This is a genomic window from Halomonas sp. 707D4 (assembly GCF_024158685.1).
Lineage (GTDB): Bacteria > Pseudomonadota > Gammaproteobacteria > Pseudomonadales > Halomonadaceae > Vreelandella.
This window is the reverse complement of the sequence record NZ_JAMZBD010000300.1, coordinates 1-3,982: the sequence shown is the minus strand read 5'-3', so window position 1 is coordinate 3,982 and position 3,982 is coordinate 1. Positions and strand designations below refer to the sequence as shown.

At 66.6% G+C, this 3,982-nt stretch carries 5 protein-coding genes; 2 read left to right on the top strand and 3 right to left on the bottom strand.

Features of this window, described 5'->3' with window-relative positions; genetic code table 11:
- On the top strand, window positions 1-212 hold a 212-nt coding region (locus tag BIS11_RS12425; protein WP_253586151.1), incomplete at its 5' end, for a hypothetical protein.
- 7 nt (window positions 213-219) lie between these two features.
- On the opposite strand, the gene BIS11_RS12420 is transcribed toward BIS11_RS12425, so the two are convergent.
- Window positions 220-492 carry a DUF2798 domain-containing protein gene (locus BIS11_RS12420; protein WP_253426697.1) on the bottom strand — a complete coding sequence of 91 codons (273 nt, stop codon included), beginning with the start codon at window positions 490-492 and terminating at the stop codon, window positions 220-222.
- A gap of 71 nt (window positions 493-563) precedes the next feature.
- Window positions 564-1,196 (bottom strand): hypothetical protein, encoded by a 633-nt coding sequence (locus tag BIS11_RS12415; protein ID WP_253586150.1) that lies wholly within the window; start codon window positions 1,194-1,196, stop codon window positions 564-566.
- Window positions 1,197-1,395: 199 nt separating this feature from the next.
- On the opposite strand from BIS11_RS12415, the gene BIS11_RS12410 reads away from it, so the two are divergent.
- A complete protein-coding gene (locus BIS11_RS12410; protein WP_253425839.1) occupies window positions 1,396-2,712 on the top strand; it encodes an NRAMP family divalent metal transporter in 1,317 nt (438 codons plus the stop codon).
- Between the two features lie 12 nt (window positions 2,713-2,724).
- Here BIS11_RS12410 and hpxO read toward each other — a convergent pair whose 3' ends face one another.
- Window positions 2,725-3,927 carry an FAD-dependent urate hydroxylase HpxO gene (gene hpxO / locus BIS11_RS12405; protein ID WP_253425841.1) on the bottom strand — a complete coding sequence of 401 codons (1,203 nt, stop codon included), beginning with the start codon at window positions 3,925-3,927 and terminating at the stop codon, window positions 2,725-2,727.
- Window positions 3,928-3,982 lie beyond the last annotated feature (55 nt).

Genomic DNA, 3,982 nt, shown 5'->3' with positions numbered 1-3,982 from the left:
GGCAGATCGATGCCGGCGTCAGGGTCAACGGCGATGCCATCACGGGTCTTCAGGCGGGAAGTGGCGAGCGGCTGGTGGGCATCCAGAACCCGGGCACCCAAACCGAAACGCTCTACGTGGGAAGCCCCGGGGGCGCGGCCGCCCCGATCACGATCGGGCTCAACCCCTCGCATCTGGGGCGGCGCTCCTGGCGCCAGGTCAACAGCGACTGAGGCGGCGTCAGATCGAGCGCACGGTCCACTGCACCAGCCGCGCGACCACCGGACGCACCACCAGAATGCACAAAAAGGCCACCGGCATCGCCACCCGGTAGGCCTGCCACACCCGGGACATGAACGCGCCGTCCAGGCCGCTGTTGACCGCGGTGATCACCAGCGTCATCAGAAACGCCATGATCGAGGACATGTAGAGCGCGAAGACCACCGGCGTGAAGCGTGGATGCAGCTTGCGCGCCGCCAGCAGCCGCTGTTCGGGAAAGCGTCGTTGAGTCATGGAGCCTGCCTGTACCGAAAATGATGAGCAGGCTACTTTACTGGCTCACCGACGCGTTGGGAACGCCTCGTTCAGGAATACGCCTCGACGGCGGCGGTCTCGCGCTCGAGCCGGCCGACCTGGTAGAGATCGTTCATGTAGAAGTCGAGCCGACCGATGGCGTGGGTCAGCGGTATCAACAAGAAGATCAGCACCATCAGGATGCTCGGCTCGTTGAGCCAGGCAAGCGACGGCGTCTCGACGCGGTAGAGCAGGGTGTAGATGCTCATGCCGCCCAGGAACTGCGCGATCAGACTGTTGAGGATGACCAGGCCGATGAACAACGACCGCCAATCGCGGCGGGGCAAGCGCGTCTCGCCCAGCAGCGGATGGCGCACCGTGACGCGCTCGCCAAAGCGCAGCCGCGGGCGGCGGCGCAGCAGCGCCTTGATGGCCTGCTCGTCGTCGTGCTCCAGGGCCTCGCGCACCAGCGCCGTCTCCACCTGCTCTCCCAGGGTGCTGCGTACCACCTGCTCAAAAGGCGCGCGCTCACCGCTTGCGCGGTACTCGGCGCCCGCGTGCTTGAGCGTCTCGAGGCGCTCGGCCTGGTCGCGCGAGAGCCGCTTGTGGTTATCGAAATTGATCGCATAGTTCACCGCGTAGAGCTGGTAGAGCGTCGCGGTGACGCCAACGAAGATCAGAACGTAGATGAGAGCGCTGAGCATGGGCGAACCTGCTGGTGGGTGGACGTTGAAACGCTAAGACGACCTAGAGTACTAAAGGTATGCCGTATATGTAGCAGATATGCGCTTATGGTCGCATGCGGCATGAAAGCGCAGGCGAGCTGGGCTACCATAGCCGCCTCGCGCAGCGGGGGCAGAACAACAAGCCGCCCCCGCACATATGGCTCACAAGGAGCACTTCATGCCCTCTCAAGACTCCGCATCCCTTGGCGATGCGCCTTCCCGGTCCACCTACGCCAAATACCTCGCCGCCCTCGGCCCTGGCTTTCTGTTCGCGGGCGCGGCGATCGGCACCTCTCACGTGGTGCAGTCCACCCGCGCCGGAGCGGAGTATGGCACGGGGCTTCTGGGCTTCATCCTGCTCGCGGTGCTGCTGAAGTATCCGTCGTTCCTGTTCGGGCCCTTCTACGTCAGCGTGACCGGCCAGTCGCTGGTCGAGGGATATCGCCAGACCTTCGGCCGCTCGGTGGTCGCGCTGTTCGCGCTGGTGCAGATCCCGGTGACGGCGATCATCATCGCGGCGATCGCCATCACCACCGCCGGACTTGCCGGCAGTCTCGTTTCGCTTGCGCTCTCTCCGCCCACGGTGGCGGTGATCCTCATCGCGCTGTGCGGCGTGCTCACCGTCGCCGGCGGCTACCGGCTGCTGGACTGGGTGAACAAGGTGTTCGTGGTGATCCTGAGCGTGACCACGCTGTTCGCCGCCCTGGCGGCGCTGCCGCTGGTGGACTGGTCGTTCTACCCGTCGACGGCGATTTCGCCGCTCTGGAGCGTGACCACCTTCGTGACCCTGGTGGCGGTGCTCGGCCTGATGCCTTCCGACATCACCCTGGCCATCATGAACTCGCTGTGGTCCGAGGCGCGCAACAAGACCCAGGGACGGCGCAGCGACACCGCCGCCGAGAAGATCGACTTCAACATCGGCTACATCGGCGCGGCGGTACTGGCGGCTTGCTTCGTGATCATGGGCGCCGGCGTGATGCACAGCCAGGGCGTGAGCCCCGCCGACGGCGCGGTGGGCTTTGCAAGCCAGGTGATCAGCCTCTACACCTCGACACTTGGCGAGTGGAGCGGCGTGGTGGTGGGCATCTCCGCCTTCACGGTGATGCTCACTACCCTGCTCACCGTGCTCGACGGCTTCCCGCGCATGATCAGCGCCTCCTGGTACACCTTCATTCGCCCGGCGGACGCGGCGAACGAGTCGCGCACCCTGGAAGGCAGCCCGGCGTTTCTGGTTTCGCTGGTCGGGCTGTCGCTGCTGGCGGTGGTGATCCTCTACACCCTGATGGGCAACTTCCGCCTGTTCATGGACTTCGTGATGGTGGTGGCGTTTCTGTTGAGCCCGATCCTCGCCGCGCTCAACCACTTCACCGCCAACGGCCGCACCGTGCCCGTCGCCCTGCGCCCCTCGAAACTGATCAACGCCTGGAGCTGGCTGGCGATCGCCACGCTGACGCTCCTGTCGATCGGCTACGTCGTCGTGCAATTCATCATGTGATCGACCGGGCGGTCACGCCAGCGGGCCGCCCCGGATCGTCTTCTCGATCCCCGCACGCACGCCGACACCCTGCTCGCGGCCAAGCTCCTCGTACCAGGCTTGGGTCTCGGCGGCGTTCTCGCCGTGAATCATCGCCGCCCGCGAGCGTGCTCGTCTGACGATCTCGCCGACCCGCTTGACGCGCGCCTCGTCGTAGCGCGCCAGCGCCCGAGCCAGGGCCGCGTCGGGCTCGGCCTGTTCGGCAAGCGCGCTCGTCAGCGCCTCGGCCAGTACCCAGGCATCCTCCATCGCCTGGCAGCCGCCCTGGCCGAGATCCGGCGCCATGGCGTGGGCGGCGTCGCCCAGCAGCGCCACGCGGGTATCGGTGAGCCGCGAGAGCGGTTCGATGTCGTGGATCTCGACCCGCGCCATGCGCGCGGGGTCGAAACGCTCGATCAGCGCCTGCACCGGGGCGCTCCAACCGGCGAAGTGCTCTTTCAACTCGTCGCGATAGCGGGCCGGGGCGCTGGGCGTGCCCGCCGGCAGCGGCACGTCGAAGAAGCAGTAGAACTCCTGCTCGCCGGCGTCGTTGCCTCCCACTCCCATGGGCATCAGCGAGACGCGCTTGCCTTCGCCCACATACTGGTCCCAGCTCTCGAGCGGGGCGAGCGCCGCGTCGGCCGTCACGCGCACGTTCCAGTTCACGTAGCCCACGTACTGGCGCTCGACGCGCCGGCCGACGAGCGTGTCGCGAAGCTTCGAGTGAGTGCCGTCGGCCACCACCAGCAGATCCGCCTCGACGCGCTCCCCATCCTCGAAGGTGGCGACGACCTTGTCGATCCCTGTGGTGTAGTCCACGCAGTGGCGCCCAAGATGAATGTGCTCGGCGCCGACGGCGTCGAACAGCGTCTGCTGCAGCGCGGCGCGGGAGATCGGACAGGCGCGCTGGTTCACCGCCTCATAAAGCGGGACGAGCGAAAAATCGCTCAGCGGCTGCCCGTCACGGCTCAGGTAGCGCATCCGCGTCATCTCGCCGCTCACGCGCTCGATGGTGGTGCCCAGCCCCAGCGCGTGCATCACTTTGACGCCATTGGGCCACAGCGAAATGGCCGCGCCCACCGGGCGCATCACCTCGACACGCTCGAAGACCTTCACCCGGTGCCCTCGGGCCTTCAGCGCCAGGGCGGCGCTCAACCCGCCCATGCCCGCGCCGATCACGACGATATCCAGCGCCATAGCGCCTCCTCACTGGTGAATGATGATCAAAAGGGCCGCTTCGAGACTACCGCAT

What these genes read in the sequence shown, in the direction of transcription:
- BIS11_RS12420 (WP_253426697.1), bottom strand. Translation starts at nt 492, where the DNA reads ATGACTCAACGACGCTTTCCCGAACAGCGGCTGCTGGCGGCGCGCAAG.
- BIS11_RS12415 (WP_253586150.1), bottom strand. Translation starts at nt 1,196, where the DNA reads ATGCTCAGCGCTCTCATCTACGTTCTGATCTTCGTTGGCGTCACCGCG.
- BIS11_RS12410 (WP_253425839.1), top strand. Translation starts at nt 1,396, where the DNA reads ATGCCCTCTCAAGACTCCGCATCCCTTGGCGATGCGCCTTCCCGGTCC.
- hpxO (WP_253425841.1), bottom strand. Translation starts at nt 3,927, where the DNA reads ATGGCGCTGGATATCGTCGTGATCGGCGCGGGCATGGGCGGGTTGAGC.